Origin of the sequence: Buttiauxella ferragutiae (assembly GCF_022637515.1) — a bacterium.
In the GTDB taxonomy this organism is placed as follows: domain Bacteria; phylum Pseudomonadota; class Gammaproteobacteria; order Enterobacterales; family Enterobacteriaceae; genus Buttiauxella; species Buttiauxella ferragutiae.
Genome location: NZ_CP093332.1, coordinates 930,505 through 946,669 on the forward strand (window position 1 = coordinate 930,505; position 16,165 = coordinate 946,669).

Sequence of the window (16,165 nt, forward strand, 5' to 3'; positions counted from 1 at the left end):
TTGTAAGGCCGATCACGCTTTCCTGCCTGATAATCTCTCTGTTATAACCAATGTCATGACAAAGAACAGGTGACGAAAAAATGAAAACAATTGGCTTGCTGGGTGGCATGAGTTGGGAATCGACAATTCCTTATTATCGATTGATTAATGAAGGTATTAAGACGCGTTTAGGTGGGCTGCATTCGGCAAAAATTGTGCTGCACAGTGTTGATTTTCATGAGATTGAAGCCTGTCAGGTCAGCGGTGAATGGGATTTAGCCGGTGATATGCTGGCGCAAGCAGCGCTTGGCCTGCAAAAAGCCGGGGCCGAAGGCATCGTGCTGTGTACCAACACCATGCACAAAGTGGCACACCACATTGAATCACGTTGCTCGCTGCCGTTCTTGCACATCGCGGATGCGACGGGGCGCGCCATTACTGCGCAAAATGTTCAGCGTGTTGCTTTGCTGGGGACGCGTTACACCATGGAACAGGATTTTTACCGAGGCCGCCTGAATGCTGAGTTTGGCATTGAATCGTTAATTCCCCATGAAGAGCAGCGCCAGCGCATTAATCAGGTCATCTTTGAAGAACTGTGTCTTGGAAAAATCACTGCCGAGTCGAAACATTATTATCAGCAAGTGATTGAAGAGTTGCAGGAGCAAGGTGCAGAAGGGGTGATTTTTGGCTGCACCGAAATCGGCTTGCTGCTTAACCAGCAAGATTGCCCATTACCAGTGTTTGATACTGCCGCCATTCATGCTGAAGATGCAGTGAAATTTATGCTTGCTGAGGTGTGATTTTTTCTTTTTTAATTTCAAAAAGATAAATGAAAAATCGAGTATCCTCAGCGCACGCCGGGTCATACCCGGCGTTTTTTGTGTTATTAATTTGTTAAGCAGCGCACGTTTTTTCAAACAAGCTGCACCTCTGACATCCTCGCGTTCTGGCGGTTGAACCACGTTCTTCCGCCTTTTGTTATTTCTGCAACCTGGAGTTTTCCCATGCCTGTTTCCTTGCTGGCGCTGGCGATGAGTGCCTTTGCCATCGGCACGACGGAGTTCGTGATTATGGGCCTGCTGCCCGAAGTGGCCGGAGACCTGACGATCTCGATTCCCACTGCAGGCTGGCTGATTAGCGGCTACGCGCTCGGGGTCGCGATTGGCGCACCGATCATGGCGTTACTGACGGCACGTTTGCCGCGCAAACTTTCTCTCGTGCTACTGATGGTAATTTTTATCGTCGGCAACATCCTGTGCGCACTGGCGCTGAATTATCAATTCCTGATGCTGGCGCGCATTATTACCGCGCTGTGCCACGGTGCATTTTTTGGCATTGGTGCCGTGGTGGCAGCAAGCCTGGTCGCGCCAAATCGCAAAGCGTCGGCGGTGGCTTTGATGTTCACGGGTCTGACATTAGCGAATGTGCTTGGCGTGCCAATCGGCACCTGGTTTGGGCAACTGTACGGCTGGCGTTCGACATTCTGGGGCGTGGCGATTATCGGTGTGGTGGCGTTTATCGCGCTGATAGTTAGTTTGCCATCGCAAAAAGAGGAAACGCCTGCCGATCTGAAGCGCGAAGTGAGCGCCCTGGCGAACGGTAAACTTTGGCTTTCGCTGTCAATGACGGTCTTTTTTGCCGCCGCGATGTTTGCCTTATTTAGCTATATTGCGCCGATGCTGTTGCAGGTCACGGGCATTACAAATCAGGGCGTGAGCTGGACGTTGTTCCTGATTGGTGCGGGGTTAACGGTTGGCAATATTCTTGGCGGCCGACTGGCCGACTGGCGCGTTTCATTTAGTTTGATCTTAAGCTTCAGCCTGATTGCGATTTTCTCGTTGCTGTTCCGCTGGACCAGCCACGGTATGTGGCTTGCAGAAATCACGCTGTTTCTCTGGGCAATGGCGGCATTCGCCACCGTTCCTGCGCTGCAAATCAATGTGGTGCTACACGGCAAAGATGCACCCAACCTGGTGTCGACGTTGAACATTGCAGCTTTTAACGTTGGCAATGCGCTAGGTGCGTGGGTTGGCGGAGCCGTGATTGCTCATGGTTACGGCCTGACCGCCGTACCGGTTGCGGCGGCAGGACTTGCTGCTATTGGGTTGGTCATCTGCCTGATTAACTTCAGCAATGGCACTGGTCATCAACTGCCAGTAACAGAACACTAATTCAGGCATCCAACAACGCGCTAAGTGGCTCGGTGTAGATTTGCATGCTGTTTTGCAAATGTTCGCTGAATGCCGTGACCAGCGCAGAAGCAGGGCGGTGCAGTGGGCGAATCAGGCTCACGGTAAACGGCACCGCCACGCTAAAGCGCCGCGCCACAACGCCACTGGAAGCATAATCCAGAGCGGTCAACGGATTGACCACGGAAACCCCAACTCCCGCCCGTACCATCGCACACACCGACGCTGCACTGTGCGTTTCCATCACCATTCGTCGCTTAACGTCGTGTTCCTGAAACAGTGAATCCAGAAGCTGCCGATAACTGTCGGTACGCGACAAGCTGATGTAGTTTTCTCCGGCAAAATCTTGCGGTGTCAGCACTTTTTTATCGGCGAGGCGATGCCCGGCAGGCAGAACACAAACTTCGTTAAGCGTCAGCAAAGTCTGGCGGTCAGTTCCGGCAGGCGTCACGGTGTTTTCGGTCAGGCCCAAATCATGGCGTTGTGCCGATAGCCATTCTTCCAGCAACGGCGATTCTTGCGGCACAATATTCAGACTTAGTTCCGGATAGCGTGCCAAAAACGGTTGCACCAATACCGGCAAGAAAGATTGTGAAAACACCGGCAGGCAGGCGATAGATAGCTCGCCCTGGCGAAATTCGCGCAGGCTTTCTGCGGCACTCAGTATTCTGTCCAGCCCGTACCAGGAGCGCTGCACTTCTTCAAACAAGCGCAAGCCCTGAACGGTAGGGTGCAAGCGCCCACGGCTACGTTCGAATAATTGCAGGCCAATCAACTTCTCAAGTCTTGCCAGTTCACGGCTGACGGTGGGTTGCGAAGTATGCAGCAATGCTGCTGCTTCGGTGAGGTTACCGGCAGTCATTACCGCATGGAAAATTTCGATGTGGCGTAAGGTGATTGAGGGCATGTTTTGGCCTTTGTGTTTTGGGTCAGCAATGAGCGCCCTCACCCTGGCCCTCGCCCCCAGGAGAGGGACTCAAGGAGATTGGTCTGGTTTTCTTCCCTCTCCCTCAGGGAGAGGGCCAGGGTGAGGGGAGATATATCCATATCATAAATGAATAGACTTGGCAGAAAACGATATTTTTTCTTCTCTTCACTCTATGGCGTAATACAAAAAAATGAATTGTTGCCGGAGTCACCATGCCACGCCCACTGAATAACCCTGAAACTGCGTTGAATGCGCAAAACTTGCTGGCATTGCCTGCTGAATTTGGTTGCCCGGTCTGGGTATACGATGCAGAAATTATTCGCCAGCAAATCGCGCAACTGCGCCAGTTTGATGTGATTCGTTTTGCCCAAAAAGCCTGTTCCAACATTCATATTTTGCGCCTGATGCGCGAACAAGGCGTGAAGGTCGATTCGGTTTCGCAGGGCGAAATTGAACGGGCGTTAGCGGCGGGATATCAGCCGCTGGAGAACAAAGACGACATCGTTTTTACTGCCGATATGATTGACCAGCCAACTCTGGCGTTAGTCGCCGAACAGCAAATCCCGGTTAACGCCGGTTCCGTTGATATGTTGCAGCAGCTTGGCGAAGTGTCGCCGGGGCATCGTGTCTGGCTGCGCGTCAATCCAGGCTTTGGTCACGGTCACAGCCAGAAAACCAATACTGGCGGTGAAAACAGCAAACACGGTATCTGGCATGCGGATTTACCGCAGGCGCTGGAGGTGATTCAACGCTACAAACTGCAACTGGTCGGCATTCATATGCATATTGGTTCAGGCGTTGATTACGGGCATCTGGAACGTGTTTGTGGCGCGATGGTGCAACAGGTGATTGATTTTGGTCAGGATCTGGAAGCTATTTCCGCAGGCGGCGGTTTGTCGATTCCCTATCGCGAAGGCGAAGAAACCATCGACACCAATCATTATTACGGTTTGTGGAATGCGGCTCGTGAAAAAATCGCTCAACGTCTGGGGCATCCGGTGAAACTGGAGATCGAACCTGGGCGTTTCCTGGTGGCGGAATCGGGCGTGCTGGTGGCACAAGTGCGTTCAGTGAAAAACATGGGCTCGCGCCACTTCGTGCTGATTGATGCCGGTTTTAACGATTTGATGCGCCCGTCAATGTACGGTAGCTATCATCATATTTCTGCGTTAGCGGGGGATGGACGTGAGCTGGCGACGTTGCCACTGGTCGAAACCGTGGTCGCCGGTCCATTGTGTGAATCCGGCGATGTGTTTACCCAGCAAGAAGGTGGCAAAGTGGAAACCCGCGCGCTGCCACCGGTGCAAGTCGGCGACTATCTGGTGCTGCACGATACCGGCGCGTATGGCGCATCGATGTCGTCCAACTACAATAGCCGCCCGCTGCTGCCGGAAGTATTATTTGATAACGGCAAAGCGCGGCTGATTCGCCGCCGCCAGACGGTGCAGGAGTTGTTGGCTTTAGAGCTTATCTAAACTGTAAAACGGACCAGGCCCCACGGATTCCCGTAACACCAGCTTGCCAACAAACGGTGGGATCGCCTCGAGCGACTCGCCGTTTGCCAGTTTTATTGCCTGATTGATAGCCGTGATGATCATGTTATCGATAGGCAAATAAACGCTGGATAACGCAGGCTCCAGCCACTGCGCGCTCGGCGCATCATCAAAACCAAACAACGAAATATCTTGCGGAATGCGCACTCCAGCCTGATGCAGCGCTTTCGACGCACCCAGCGCCATATCGTCGTTGCAGGCAAACAGTGCAGTAAACGAGACGCGGCTTTCCAGTAACTCCTGGCACAGCTTGTGGCCAAGCTCCATGCTGGAATCGCCGTATTTCACCCGATCTTCGCTAAAAGCAATGCTATGTTTTTGCAGTGCTTGCCGATAGCCCATCAGGCGCGCCTGGCCGGTTGGCGTGGAAATCGGTACGGTGATACAGGCAATATCGCGATGGCCCTGCTGAATTAAATAGTCTGTCGCTTTAAATGCGGCATCTTGTTGTTCGAAGAAAACGCAGCGATCGCGCGCCTGGCTCACATCGCGGTTAATCACCACCAGCGGCACTTTGATGCTATTCATTAGCGACAATAATGTACGTTCACTCATAAAACGGGTGTACAGCACAATGGCGTCACAGTGCCGGTCTACCAGCATTTGCACGGCTTCGAGTTCTTTCTGCGGTGTGTCGTGCCCATCGGTGACAATCAGTTGCTTTCCCCACACTTCAGTCTGGCGCGAGGCTTGTTGTAATAGTCGGCCAAAGTAGAAGCCATCAAACGTCGATACCACCAGACCCACACTATTACTGCTGCGATTGGCGAGCGATCGCGCCAGAAAATTAGGGCGATAACCTAACTCTTCCATAGCGCTAAACACCTGTTCGCGGGTGGTCTCTTTGACTTGCCCAATCCCGTTGAGCACGCGTGATACCGTTGCTTTGGAAACGCCTGCGCGTAGCGCGACATCCAGCATTGTTACCATCAATTCATTCCTGAGTAAGACGCTTAGCCGCGTGGTCGCATAATTTCGCTAGTTTATCACGCTGGGCTGATGAAACATCGTGCTTGCGGCTTCGCTATGCCATTTGGCGGAGCGGATCACGCTTTTGTACCCGTCATACTTCAAGTTGCAGGCGCGTTGGCTGCTTTCAGTCACCCGAATCACTTACTTTAGTAAGCTCATCGGGATTCCTTCTTTTGCCGCCTTCCTGCATCTTGAATTATTTAGGGTATGAATTTATTTGGTATGCCAAATTGGTTTTATTGGAATTCCAATATAACGATGTGGGACATTTATCACGGAATTGTTAGGCGGTTGATCCTATTTTTGGCATACCAAAACGTTCGTTAAACATCACCCTACATAATAAAAAACGACAACACAGAGGTATACCCAATGGCATTACAGGAAAAGTTAATCGACTCGCTGGGGAGTTTCGCCACGAAATTCAACAGTTACCGTTATATTATGGCGATCAAAGCCTCGTTCATCACCCTGATGCCAGTGATTATTGTCGGGGCGTTCTCGGTACTGATTTCTAACATGGTGCTGGACCCGAAAAACGGCCTGGCCAGTTTTTCTGCATTGTCGTTTCTGGCACAGCTGAAACCAATCACCGCGGCGATTAACTACGCCACGCTTAACTTTTTGAACATCGGTGCGGTGTTCCTGATTGGTATCGAATTGGGGCGCATCAACGGTATTAAAAGTTTGTTCCCCGGCTTGCTGGCGGTGATTTGCTTTATTTGCGTGACGCCAACGACCATCGAAATGATGGTCGATGGGCAAATGCACATGGTGAAAGATATTCTGGCACGCCAGTTTTCTGATACCCGCAGCCTGTTCCTCGGCATGTTTATTGCCATTTTGTCGGTTGAAGTTTACTGCTGGCTGGAAAAACGCGAAGGGCTGAAAATCAAAATGCCTGATACCGTTCCGCCAAATGTCTCTGCCTCTTTCTCTGCATTAATTCCTTCAATCATCACCGTTACCGCCATCGCGACTTTCGGTTTCATCTTCCATCAGACCACCGGCATGTATCTGTATGACGCGGTGTATCAGGTGGTGCAGCAACCGCTGGAAAAAGTGGTGCAGAGCCTGCCGGGTATTTTGCTGCTGATGTTTGTCGCTCAGCTGTTCTGGGTTATCGGTATTCACGGTAACCAGATGATCAAACCTATCCGTGAACCGCTGCTGCTTGGCGCGATTACCGTCAACATGAGTGCTTTTGAGCAAGGTAAAGAGATCCCCAATATCATCACCATGCCGTTCTGGGATGTGTACATGAGTATTGGCGGTTCGGGTTTAACCATCGGCTTGCTGATTGCGGTAATGATCGCCACTAAACGCAAAGAAATGAAAGAGATAGCTAAGCTCTCTTTCGGCCCCGGCATTTTTAATATCAACGAGCCGGTGATTTTTGGTATGCCGATTATGCTAAACCCAATTTTGGCTATTCCCTTCATTATTACCCCACTGGTAACCGGCACGATTGGCTACTTCGCCACCGCAATGGGTTTTGCTGGTAAAGCGGTAGTGATGGTGCCGTGGACCACACCGCCGTTGATTAACGCTTGGCTCTCTACCGCCGGTTCGATGGGTGCGGTGGTGACACAATTGGGCTGTATTCTGGTTTCCGTGCTGATTTATCTGCCGTTTGTGAAAATTGCCTCTCGCCGTGCTGAGCAGGCGCAGTTGCAGGCCGAACAGCAACAACTTGCCAAAAACGCGTGAGGAAGGCATGAGCAACGTAAAAGTCACTATCCCAAAAGATTTTATCCTCGGCGCTGCGGCATCAGCCTGGCAAACCGAAGGCTGGAGCGGCAAAAAAGAAGGGCAGGATTCCTGGCTGGATGCCTGGTACAAAAACGACCGCCATGTGTGGCACGAGGGCTATGGCCCGGCAGTCGCCACTGATTTTATCAATCGCTATCGTGAAGATGTGGCATTGATGAAACTGGCGGGGCTGACGCATTACCGCACCTCAATTAACTGGTCGCGTTTTTTCACCGATTATGAAAAGGGCATCGTCGACGAGGAATATGCGCAGTATTACGACAATCTGATCGACGAAATGCGCCGCACCGGCATTGAACCGATGATCTGCCTCGAACATTATGAACTGCCCGCCACGCTGTTCGAAAACTATGGCGGTTGGGCGTCGAAAAAAGTGGTCGAGTTGTATGTGTTGTATGCGGAAAAAGTCTTTGCCCGTTACGCTCACAAGGTGAATCGCTGGTTTACGTTTAACGAGCCGATTGTAGTGCAAACCCGCGTCTATCTGGATGCGTTACGCTGGCCATACGAGCAAAATACCCATAAGTGGATGCAGTGGAATCACCATAAAAACCTCGCTACGGCGAAAGTGGTGAAACTGTTCCGTGAGAAAGGTTACAGCGGAACCGTGGGCTGCATTCTTAACCCGGAAGTCACTTATGCGCGTTCGAGTGCTGCCCATGATCGGCAAGCCGCGCAGATTTACGACCTGTTCTACAACCGGGTATTTTTAGACCCGTTAGTGCATGGTGAATATCCTCAGCAGTTGTTCGAACTGCTGGAAAAACATGACGTGCAATGGGATTTCAACGAACAGGAATTAGCGATTATTCGCGAGAATACTGTCGACGAGCTGGGCATCAACCTGTATTACCCGCATCGTGTCAAAGCGCCGTCGCGCGCCTGGAATCCAGAAACGCCATTCCATCCCGCTTATTACTACGAGCCGTTTGAATTGCCAGGGCGGCGCATGAATAAGTCGCGCGGCTGGGAAATTTATCCACGCATTGTTTATGACATGGCGATGCGCATTAAAACCGAGTATCGCAATATCCCGTGGTTTGTGGCGGAAAGCGGCATGGGCACGGAAAATGAAGCGCAATTCCGCAATGCCGATGGCGTGATAGCGGATGATTATCGCATCAGCTTTATCAGCGAACATTTGTACCAGGCGCTGCGCGCCCGCGAAGATGGCGCAAACTGCCAGGGTTACATGCTGTGGGCCTTTACCGATAACGTTTCGCCAATGAACGCTTTCAAAAACCGCTATGGTTTGATTGAAATTGATCTGCAAAATAATCGTGCGCGGAGGGCGAAAAAGTCAGCCCATTGGTATCGCTCTTTAAGTGAGTCGCGCACTTTACAGCTCAATATTGATGATGAATGGAAATAATCATTCAGCAGCTTAATTTGATAAGCTAGCAGGCATTAATCAGCGGCAGTACGTTATGCCGCTGAGAATCGACAAATACGGGTGATATCGTGGACAAGGTAGTGCTTTCGCCAGAAAAAAAACAATACCAGGAAATTGGTGAGGATCTGCGCGCGCAAATCATGCAGGGATTGTATCCGGTCGGTTCGCGTTTGCCGCCTGAACGTAACATTGCCGAAACGTACGGTGTCAGTCGCACCATTGTTCGTGAAGCATTACTGATGCTGGAATTGCAGGGCACGGTCGATATTCGCCAGGGATCGGGTGTGTATGTGACACGCGTTCCGGCAGAAAATGAAGCGGAAGAAGAAGCTTTTTTCAGTAGCGATATTGGTCCCTTTGAAATGCTGCAAGCACGCCAGTTGCTCGAAAGTAATATTGCGGCCTTTGCCGCAAAAATGGCCACCAAAGCGGATATCGATAACCTCAAACGTATCCTTGAACAAGAACAACGTGCCATTGCGATGAATGACCTGAGCCAGGACAACTGCAAGATGTTTCACCTGGTTCTGGCAGGGGCGTCGCAAAACCAGATGTTGTTGGCGACGGTAGAAAGTATCTGGCGTCATCTTGATAGCAGCCCGATGTGGCAGCAATTACGTGCGCATATCGACACCCGTAGCTACCGCCTGAAATGGCTGGGTGACCTGCAAACCATTCTGGCAGCGCTGCGCCGCCGTGATGTGATGGGTTCGTGGCAGGCGATGTGGCAGCATTTAGAAAACGTCAAAAACAGTCTGCTTGAACAGTCTGACTCCGATGCACCAGATTTTGATGGCTACTTATTCGAGTCGGTTCCCATTTTCCAGGGGAAGTTGATGTGAAGATTCTGCCACTCTACGCCGTACCACAATATGGGCCGCAAGTGACGGACTGGCTGTGGCAAGCGTTTGGCACCTCTGATAGCTGTGACTTTTTCGCCTCAATTGTGGCAACCAGCCAGCGAGAAGGGGAAATGCCGCTGACATTTGTCGCTGTAGAGGGGGACAAGTTAGTAGGAACGGTAGGGTTGTGGCGCTGCGATTTAATTAGCCGCCAGGATCTCTATCCGTGGCTCGCGGCGTTATACATTGAGGAAAAACAGCGTGGCCGCGGGTTAGGCGCACAATTGCAACAGCACGTTATTGAATATGCCCGTACGCTCGGCTACCCCCAGTTGTATCTCTATTCGGCCTGTAAAGATTACTACGAGCGTTTTGGCTGGCAGTATATCGGCGACGGACTGGACTACCCGAACAAGTCTGTGCACCTTTATCGGTTTACTCTTTAAATCTCTCTTCCCTGAGTGCTCACTCACCAATTGTCTGAATTGTTGCCCATCACCATCGTAATACGACCGAAACCTCGCCTGCACTACTGAAAATCAGTAACATTATTCTCACATCTGTGAGGGCCGAGGTTTGGTGGCCTTATATCAACAACAAGGAGCGGAAATGAAGCTTAACTCAATTCAGTCAATGGTAGCGGGAACGGTGTTAGTTGCGATGACTTCGCTGCCAGCGGTTGCCGCTGAGTCTGCCCAGGCGCTTTACAAACAATGCGAAGCGAAAGAATCGACTGCCGAGCAGCGTGAATGTTATCCGGCCGTGGTGAAGCAATCTGAGGCCGAACTGGTCGCAATTGAGAAAAAGACGCGGGCGGATCTGGTCGAGCTTGAGAATATGAGCGAAGGGAGCAAGTCACTGCAGCCTGTTAAGGCATTCGACAATGCAGAGCGTGCGTATCGTGAGTTTCGCACTGCCGAAAGCCATCGCGTGTTGACGTCCTACGGTTCAGGTAATGGCGGCGGTCTTGCCGCTTACCAAACAATCATCGAAATGAACCTTTCGAGAATCAAACAGTTGAGTGATGATTAATATCATTACTCTCCTGAATAAGTAATCACCGAATGGCGGCGTACCAGTGTTGGGCTGAACATATGCGTGATTTCAGGTAACTCACGTTTTTCAGCCAGCGCCAGGGCCAGTTCTGCGGCCTGCGCCGCCATGGTGATGATTGGGTAACGCACGGTCGTCAGGCGCGGGCGAACGTAGCGTGAGATCAACACATCATCGAAGCCAATCAGTGAAATCTCTTTTGGTACATCAATCCCGTTGTCGTTCAACACGCCCATCGCTCCTGCGGCCATGGAGTCGTTGTAACACGCAACGGCGCTGAAATGTCTTCCACGACCTAACAACTCTGTCATTGCCAACTCGCCGCCGCTTTCATCAGGTTCACCGTAAGTCACTAACCGCTCGTTAACCGGTAAACCGTGTTCGGTTAGTGCGTCGTAATAACCTTGCAAGCGGTCCTCTGCATCTGAAATCTGGTGGTTGGAACAGAGGTAGCCAATTTTGGTATGGCCTTGTTGAATCAGATGGCGTGTGGCAAGCCAGGCGCCGTAGCGGTCATCCAGCGCCACACAGCGCTGCTCGAAACCGGGAATAATGCGGTTGATAACTACCATGCCCGGCATCTGCTTCATTAATGAAATCAGTTCGCTATCAGGGATTTTTTTTGCATGAACCACCAGGGCGGCACAACGATGGCGGATGAGTTGCTCAATTGCCTGGCGTTCTTTTTGTTCGTTGTGGTAACCGTTACCAATCAATAAAAAGTTGCCGGTACGATAGGCGACTTGTTCGACGGCTTTGACCATCGCGCCGAAGAAGGGATCGGATACATCACCCACTATCAAACCAATAGTTTCAGTAGTTTGCTGAGCCAGCGCTCGCGCATTTGCGTTAGGGTGGTAATTCAGTTCTTCCATCGCACTGGTCACCGCCAGACGTGACGCCTCGCTGGCTTTTGGTGAATCATTAATGACACGAGATACCGTGGCGACAGAAACGCCTGCCAGTTTTGCTACATCCTTTATTGTCGCCATCGAAAGTGTTCCTGAGTGGGTAAGCGTTTACACAATTTTAAGTGTTACGGAAAAGTCGTGCTACTTCAAGCGCGCAACTGTATTCATCGTCGCAAACTCATGCAAAAAACGGCCATTTTTAGTGTAATCGTTACACTTATTTGCCGCTGAAATTTAAGCGCAACGGGAGTGATTGTCATGTTCTGGATTTTTAATGATTTCAGACTAAATCTTTGCTTACAGTTTGCATCGCGCTGTTGCTATTTCGACATGGCGAAGACTGACTCGCCACTGCTACATTTGAAGTCCCAGAGGTATTGATAGGTGATGTCAGCTTCTAATTGCTGATCACATGAATTACACCAACCTGCGCGGATGCGCAGGTTTTTTTTGCCCAAAATTTGCCTGCCTGTAACAAGACTCAATGTTTTAAACACCTGGTTGCACTTTCCGCTAATTCCCTTGCTCTTTCTCGCTGGTGAGCCTGCCAGGAGTGCGCCACAATTCAAATCCCAGAGGTATTGATTGGTGAGAATTCCAGGTACGTTGTTGAGTACCATTCTTTTGCACCAACCTGCGCAGATGCGCAGGTTTTTTTTTGCTTTATTTTCAGAGTTCGTGTTCCTCGAAACTATCGCTCCTTTGAAGTTAGTCATGTAATCTGCCACTACACTTAAGTGCCTGCGGTTTATTCATGACAAAGGGAGTTGCTATGCTATTTGGTTTTTTCCGTACGTTATTTCGTATTCTGTTCAGAGTGCGTCTTTATGGTGATCCTCAAGTTCTCTCCCAATCGCGCGTTCTGATCGTCCCTAACCACGTATCCTTCATTGATGGAATTTTGTTAGCGTTGTTTTTACCCGGACGTCCGGTATTCGCCGTCTATTCTTCTATCAGCCAGCAGTGGTACATGCGTTGGCTGAAATCACTGATTGATTTTGTACCGCTCGACCCAACCAAACCGATGTCGATTAAGCATCTGGTTCGCCTGGTGGAACAGGGCCGACCGGTGGTTATCTTCCCGGAAGGGCGTATTTCGGTGACCGGTTCGTTGATGAAAATCTATGAAGGGGCGGGGTTTGTTGCCGCTAAATCGAATGCGACGGTTATCCCGATTCGTATTGATGGCGCTGAGCTGAGCTTCTTTAGCCGCCTGAAAGGTCTGGTAAAACGCCGCGTATTCCCTCGTATCAACCTGCATATTCTGCCACCGACTTCGATTGCGATGCCGGATGCGCCGCGCGCCCGTGACCGCCGTAAAATGGCGGGTGAAATGCTGCATCAAATTATGATGGAAGCGCGGATGGCGATACGTCCTCGTGAAACATTGTACGAAGCGCTACTTGCCGCGCAGCGTCGTTACGGTGAGCGCAAAAACTGTATTGAAGATATCAATTTCAAACCGGATACCTACCGTAGCCTGTTAACTAAAACGCTGTTTGTCGGGCGTATTTTGGATAAATACACCGCACAAGGAGAAACTATTGGCCTGATGTTGCCGAATGCGGCGATTAGTGCCGCGGTGATTTTTGGTGCTTCTTCTCGCGGGCGAATTCCGGCGATGATGAACTACACCGCAGGTGTGAAAGGGTTGACCAGTGCCATTACCGCGGCGCAACTCAAAACCATTTTCACCTCCCGTCAGTTCCTCGACAAAGGCAAGTTATGGCATTTGCCGGAGCAACTCACGCAGGTGCGCTGGGTGTTTCTGGAAGATTTAAAAGCTGATGTCACGCTTGCCGATAAACTTTGGATTTTTAGCCATTTATTAATGCCGCGTTTGGCACAGGTTAAACAGCAACCCGAAGACGCCGCGATGGTGTTGTTTACCTCTGGTTCTGAGGGCAATCCAAAAGGTGTGGTGCATAGCCATAAAAGTTTACTGGCGAACGTTGAGCAAATTCGCACTATCGCGGATTTCACCGCCAACGACCGTTTTATGTCAGCACTACCGTTATTCCACTCGTTTGGCCTGACCGTCGGCTTATTCACGCCGTTGCTCACCGGTGCCGAAGTCTTCCTCTATCCAAGCCCGCTGCATTACCGTATTGTGCCGGAACTGGTTTATGACCGTAACTGCACCGTATTGTTTGGCACATCCACCTTCCTCGGCAACTATGCCCGTTTCGCTAATCCTTATGACTTCTACCGTCTGCGTTACGTGGTGGCGGGAGCGGAAAAACTCCAGGAAAGCACTAAACAGCTCTGGCAGGATAAATTTGGCCTGCGCATTCTGGAAGGTTATGGCGTGACCGAATGTGCGCCAGTGGTTTCAATTAACGTCCCGATGGCGGCAAAAGTTGGCACCGTTGGGCGTATTCTGCCCGCGATGGATGCCCGTCTGATGGCGGTGCCTGGTATTGAAGAGGGTGGGCGGCTGCAATTGAAAGGGCCAAACATCATGAAGGGCTATCTGCGTGTCGAAAATCCAGGTGTGCTGGAAGCGCCGTGTGCTGAAAATGCGCAGGGGGAAATGGAGCCGGGTTGGTACGACACGGGTGATATTGTCCGGTTTGATGAGCACGGCTTTTGTGTGATTCAGGGGCGCGCTAAACGCTTTGCCAAAATTGCCGGTGAAATGGTTTCGCTGGAAATGGTCGAGCAATTGGCACTGGGTGTTTCGCCTGAGAAAATGCACGCAACGGTTATCAAAACTGACGCAGCAAAAGGTGAAGCTCTGGTGATGTTCACCACGGATAATGAACTCAGCCGTGAAAAATTGCTGCAACATGCGCGCGCGAACGGCGTGCCTGAGCTAGCGGTTCCCCGTGATATTCGCTTCCTCAAACAGTTACCTTTACTCGGCAGCGGCAAACCTGATTTTGTCAGCCTGAAAGTGCTGGTAGACCAACCGGAGACAGAGAATGCGTGATAGCGCCGTGAACGATACCTCTATTTGGTCCAGAGGTATGATGGCAGTAACAGGCGCGCAGTTTTTATCGGCGTTTGGTGACAATGCTTTGCTATTTGCCACGCTGGCGGTACTCAAACAGCAGTTCTATCCCGACTGGAGCCAACCGGTTTTGCAGATGGTGTTTGTCGGTGCTTACATTTTGTTTGCTCCGTTTGTCGGCCAGGTGGCGGATAGCTTTGCCAAAGGGCGAGTGATGATGTTTGCCAACTGCCTCAAGCTCATCGGCGCGGCGGTTATCTGTTTTGGACTTAATCCCTTTGTCGGTTACACACTGGTGGGAATAGGTGCTGCGACATATTCACCGGCTAAATACGGGATTCTTGGTGAACTCACGACCGGTGACCGCCTGGTGAAGGCAAATGGCTTGATGGAGTCATCGACCATTGCTGCGATTCTGCTAGGTTCTATGGCGGGCGGTGTACTGGCTGATTGGCATATTGTTGCGGCACTGGGCGTTTGCGTGCTGGTGTATGCCGGGGCGGTCGTCGCTAATATGTTTATTCCGAAACTTGCACCGGCGCGTCCTGGTCAGTCATGGCGCTTTACTCCCATGACCCGAAGTTTCTTCAATGCTTGCCGCACGTTGTGGCAGAACGGTGAAACTCGTTTCTCATTAGTGGGAACCAGCTTGTTCTGGGGCGCTGGTGTGACATTGCGTTTCTTGTTGGTGTTATGGGTACCGGTAGCGCTGGGCATTACCGATAACGCGACGCCAACTTACCTGAACGCGATGGTCGCAGTGGGCATTGTGGTGGGAGCCGGGGCTGCGGCTAAACTGGTGACGCTTAAAACCGTGGCGCGGTGCATGCCTGCAGGGATTTTGATTGGCGTTGGCGTGTTGTTCTTTGCCATGCAACACGCGTTGCTACCGTCCTACATGCTATTAGTGCTGATTGGTATTTTGGGCGGGTTCTTCGTGGTCCCGCTCAATGCATTACTTCAGGAACGGGGTAAACATTCGGTAGGAGCAGGGAATGCCATTGCGGTGCAAAATCTCGGTGAAAATACCGCGATGCTACTGATGTTGGGGCTTTACTCTCTGGCGGTCAAAACCGGTGCATCGATTGTCGGCATCGGTATTGGCTTCGGGGCGGTGTTTGCGCTGGCCATTACTGGGTTGTGGGTTTGGCAGATTCGGCAGAAATAGTTTTCTCCCCTCTCGGACTGAGCTGTCTCTTAGTCACATCTTTGAGGGCAGCTTCCTGCCGAGCCGGCGCAGGTTCCGTTCACCAGGCGAAAGTGTATTTATGTCGCCACGGAACCGGTGAACGTCTTAGGGTGGCCACCGTCGCCACCCTAAGAACCCGGACTCCCGGCAAATAAATCGCCGCAAGCGGTAAACCTCCATTTTGCCTCCGTGTCAGGGTCGGTTGCGATTCGTTCCAGACGATCGCGCCCTCCAGTCGTTCCCGACGGCTGGACCCTGCCACCTGGAGTCAAAATGGAGGCGATTTAAGCCGGACCCGAAAGTCAAAGTCAAAGTCATAAGCCAGAGCGATTTTGACCTTGTCCCCGGCTTCAATCGCGCCGTTTTTTACCCTTCAGTCGGGGTCACGTGGCCGGGAGCCACGTGAGAGAGCGATCGCCTGACTAAAAAT

General features: G+C 51.3%; 14 protein-coding genes. 10 read left to right on the plus strand and 4 right to left on the minus strand.

The window, feature by feature from the left end:
* Positions 1-80 precede the first annotated feature (80 nt).
* Both MNO13_RS04220 and MNO13_RS04225 read left to right on the plus strand, forming a co-directional pair.
* The gene (locus MNO13_RS04220; RefSeq protein ID WP_241939569.1) at positions 81-779 is read left to right on the plus strand and encodes an aspartate/glutamate racemase; all 699 of its coding nucleotides are present in this window, start codon (positions 81-83) and stop codon (positions 777-779) included.
* 204 nt (positions 780-983) lie between these two features.
* Entirely contained in the window at positions 984-2,150 is a 1,167-nt protein-coding gene (locus MNO13_RS04225) for an MFS transporter (RefSeq protein ID WP_064543754.1), read from the plus strand.
* Position 2,151: 1 nt separating this feature from the next.
* Here the strand turns inward: MNO13_RS04225 and MNO13_RS04230 are convergent, their stop codons facing one another.
* A complete protein-coding gene (locus tag MNO13_RS04230; protein ID WP_064543786.1) occupies positions 2,152-3,075 on the minus strand; it encodes a LysR family transcriptional regulator in 924 nt (307 codons plus the stop codon).
* Between the two features lie 233 nt (positions 3,076-3,308).
* Between MNO13_RS04230 and lysA the strand changes: the two genes are divergently transcribed.
* Positions 3,309-4,571: a diaminopimelate decarboxylase gene (gene lysA / locus MNO13_RS04235; RefSeq protein WP_064543756.1), complete on the plus strand. Its 1,263-nt coding sequence runs from the start codon at positions 3,309-3,311 to the stop codon at positions 4,569-4,571.
* Here the strand turns inward: lysA and MNO13_RS04240 are convergent.
* Entirely contained in the window at positions 4,557-5,579 is a 1,023-nt protein-coding gene (locus MNO13_RS04240; RefSeq protein ID WP_241939570.1) for a LacI family DNA-binding transcriptional regulator, read from the minus strand. The genes lysA and MNO13_RS04240 overlap by 15 nt on opposite strands.
* 414 nt (positions 5,580-5,993) lie before the next feature.
* Here MNO13_RS04240 and MNO13_RS04245 point away from each other — a divergent pair, with 414 nt between their 5' ends.
* The 5 genes from MNO13_RS04245 (at position 5,994) to MNO13_RS04265 (ending at position 10,661) form a co-directional block, all read left to right on the plus strand.
* Positions 5,994-7,331 (plus strand): PTS sugar transporter subunit IIC, encoded by a 1,338-nt coding sequence (locus MNO13_RS04245; RefSeq protein WP_064543759.1) that lies wholly within the window; start codon positions 5,994-5,996, stop codon positions 7,329-7,331.
* A 7-nt stretch (positions 7,332-7,338) separates the two neighbouring features.
* Positions 7,339-8,766, plus strand: coding sequence for a glycoside hydrolase family 1 protein (locus tag MNO13_RS04250; RefSeq protein WP_241939571.1), 1,428 nt, complete (start codon positions 7,339-7,341; stop codon positions 8,764-8,766).
* Positions 8,767-8,855: 89 nt separating this feature from the next.
* The gene (locus MNO13_RS04255) at positions 8,856-9,629 is read left to right on the plus strand and encodes a GntR family transcriptional regulator (protein WP_064543761.1); all 774 of its coding nucleotides are present in this window, start codon (positions 8,856-8,858) and stop codon (positions 9,627-9,629) included.
* A complete protein-coding gene (locus tag MNO13_RS04260) occupies positions 9,626-10,075 on the plus strand; it encodes a GNAT family N-acetyltransferase (protein WP_241939572.1) in 450 nt (149 codons plus the stop codon). The genes MNO13_RS04255 and MNO13_RS04260 overlap by 4 nt, the downstream gene beginning before the upstream one ends.
* 163 nt (positions 10,076-10,238) lie before the next feature.
* Positions 10,239-10,661, plus strand: coding sequence for a lysozyme inhibitor LprI family protein (locus tag MNO13_RS04265; RefSeq protein WP_064543764.1), 423 nt, complete (start codon positions 10,239-10,241; stop codon positions 10,659-10,661).
* A 5-nt stretch (positions 10,662-10,666) separates the two neighbouring features.
* On the opposite strand, the gene galR is transcribed toward MNO13_RS04265, so the two are convergent.
* Together galR and MNO13_RS04275 are read right to left on the minus strand one after the other, a co-directional pair.
* A complete protein-coding gene (gene galR, locus MNO13_RS04270; RefSeq protein WP_064543766.1) occupies positions 10,667-11,674 on the minus strand; it encodes an HTH-type transcriptional regulator GalR in 1,008 nt (335 codons plus the stop codon).
* Between the two features lie 239 nt (positions 11,675-11,913).
* Positions 11,914-12,309, minus strand: a complete 396-nt coding sequence (locus MNO13_RS04275; protein ID WP_064543768.1) for a hypothetical protein — start codon at positions 12,307-12,309, stop codon at positions 11,914-11,916.
* 56 nt (positions 12,310-12,365) lie between these two features.
* On the opposite strand from MNO13_RS04275, the gene aas reads away from it, so the two are divergent.
* Together aas and lplT are read left to right on the plus strand one after the other, a co-directional pair.
* A complete protein-coding gene (gene aas, locus MNO13_RS04280; RefSeq protein WP_064543770.1) occupies positions 12,366-14,525 on the plus strand; it encodes a bifunctional acyl-ACP--phospholipid O-acyltransferase/long-chain-fatty-acid--ACP ligase in 2,160 nt (719 codons plus the stop codon).
* A complete protein-coding gene (gene lplT / locus MNO13_RS04285) occupies positions 14,518-15,714 on the plus strand; it encodes a lysophospholipid transporter LplT (RefSeq protein WP_064543772.1) in 1,197 nt (398 codons plus the stop codon). The genes aas and lplT overlap by 8 nt, the downstream gene beginning before the upstream one ends.
* The last annotated feature ends 451 nt before the right edge of the window (positions 15,715-16,165 follow it).

What these genes read in the sequence shown, in the direction of transcription:
- MNO13_RS04220 (WP_241939569.1), top strand. Translation starts at nt 81, where the DNA reads ATGAAAACAATTGGCTTGCTGGGTGGCATGAGTTGGGAATCGACAATT.
- MNO13_RS04225 (WP_064543754.1), top strand. Translation starts at nt 984, where the DNA reads ATGCCTGTTTCCTTGCTGGCGCTGGCGATGAGTGCCTTTGCCATCGGC.
- MNO13_RS04230 (WP_064543786.1), bottom strand. Translation starts at nt 3,075, where the DNA reads ATGCCCTCAATCACCTTACGCCACATCGAAATTTTCCATGCGGTAATG.
- lysA (WP_064543756.1), top strand. Translation starts at nt 3,309, where the DNA reads ATGCCACGCCCACTGAATAACCCTGAAACTGCGTTGAATGCGCAAAAC.
- MNO13_RS04240 (WP_241939570.1), bottom strand. Translation starts at nt 5,579, where the DNA reads ATGGTAACAATGCTGGATGTCGCGCTACGCGCAGGCGTTTCCAAAGCA.
- MNO13_RS04245 (WP_064543759.1), top strand. Translation starts at nt 5,994, where the DNA reads ATGGCATTACAGGAAAAGTTAATCGACTCGCTGGGGAGTTTCGCCACG.
- MNO13_RS04250 (WP_241939571.1), top strand. Translation starts at nt 7,339, where the DNA reads ATGAGCAACGTAAAAGTCACTATCCCAAAAGATTTTATCCTCGGCGCT.
- MNO13_RS04265 (WP_064543764.1), top strand. Translation starts at nt 10,239, where the DNA reads ATGAAGCTTAACTCAATTCAGTCAATGGTAGCGGGAACGGTGTTAGTT.
- galR (WP_064543766.1), bottom strand. Translation starts at nt 11,674, where the DNA reads ATGGCGACAATAAAGGATGTAGCAAAACTGGCAGGCGTTTCTGTCGCC.
- MNO13_RS04275 (WP_064543768.1), bottom strand. Translation starts at nt 12,309, where the DNA reads ATGACTAACTTCAAAGGAGCGATAGTTTCGAGGAACACGAACTCTGAA.
- aas (WP_064543770.1), top strand. Translation starts at nt 12,366, where the DNA reads ATGCTATTTGGTTTTTTCCGTACGTTATTTCGTATTCTGTTCAGAGTG.
- lplT (WP_064543772.1), top strand. Translation starts at nt 14,518, where the DNA reads ATGCGTGATAGCGCCGTGAACGATACCTCTATTTGGTCCAGAGGTATG.